Origin of the sequence: Companilactobacillus halodurans, from assembly GCF_009600985.1 — a bacterium.
Lineage (GTDB): Bacteria > Bacillota > Bacilli > Lactobacillales > Lactobacillaceae > Companilactobacillus > Companilactobacillus halodurans.
Map to the genome: position 1 here is coordinate 1 of NZ_VDFP01000229.1, position 1128 is coordinate 1128.

At 35.9% G+C, this 1128-nt stretch carries 1 protein-coding gene; it reads right to left on the reverse strand.

Annotation, left to right across the window (positions count from 1 at the left end; all coding sequences use genetic code 11):
* Positions 1–248: 248 nt before the first annotated feature.
* The coding region (locus FHL06_RS14490) for a hypothetical protein (protein WP_192918025.1) at positions 249–1128 on the reverse strand (880 nt) is incomplete at its 5' end.

Sequence of the window (1128 nt, forward strand, 5' to 3'; positions counted from 1 at the left end):
CATTGAAGCCCCCAGTAACCCAAACTCCAAAGCGAACCGGATGAGGCGAAGGTTTCTTGAAGTAAGAAAGCAAATTTTACGATTTATTTTTTTATAAAATGCACAATTATATAAATGCAATTATGAAAGAAGTTTTAAGAAAAAATTTGAAGTATAACTGTTTTTATTGATGAACATTAAGACAATAAAAAAATTCCCATGTGGTAACCATCAAAGATGGTTGCTACATGGGAATTGAGTTTAACTTTCTAAATTCTAACTTTGGGACGGAGAGCGTATGCCATAACAAGTGAAATAATTGAAGTTATTAATAGAACATAGAAGCTAGTTCCAAATGATCCACTAGTTGTCACAGCAACTTGTCCAGTAATTGATGATGAATTTACCAATCCGGCATATAAAACGCCATATAAAGCGGCGTAGAGAACGGTGGGAAGTAGAGTAAAGATTCTAACCAATCTGATACTACCACGTGATCTGAAACAACCGGCAATTAAAGCAATAACTGGGGATAAGAAACAAATCAAACGAATGGCTGAGAAACCATTTGTGATCCAAGTGGGTTGAGCAGCCGCTAGATTAGCAGTGTAGTTGGCAGCATTAGCAATTGTACTTGAAAGAGATAGTCCATCTAGAAATGGTCCACTGACAGAAGCGATAAAACCTACAATTGACGAAATAATAATAATTTTTTGAGTTGTCGTCTTTTTGTTTGGTCTCAAACGATCAGCTGCCGTTTGATATTTTTCAGGTTTTTGTTTTTTAGGCTTAGAAGCATAAGTTTCAGTTTGTTCAGGAGCATTATTATTATCAGAACTCTTTTTCAAAGAAGTTTCCTTCTTTAGAGCTTTGTTAGCACCTACTTCATTACCATGGCGTAATTGAGATAACAAGAACCAAAGAATAATGAGAATTGCTAAAGCAATGAAACCATAGTTTCTTTTAACAACTAAGAGAATGGCAACAATAATGACGGCGAAAATACTAACATAAGCATTATTTTTCGCAAACTTAATCATATTGTGAATGAAACCATCGTTAGGGTCGACAGCTTCGGCCTTTTTCTTTGCTTCAGCAGCTCGGCGTTCACTCTCAGTTGGTGCAAAAGGATCTTTGATAGGGTCCTTG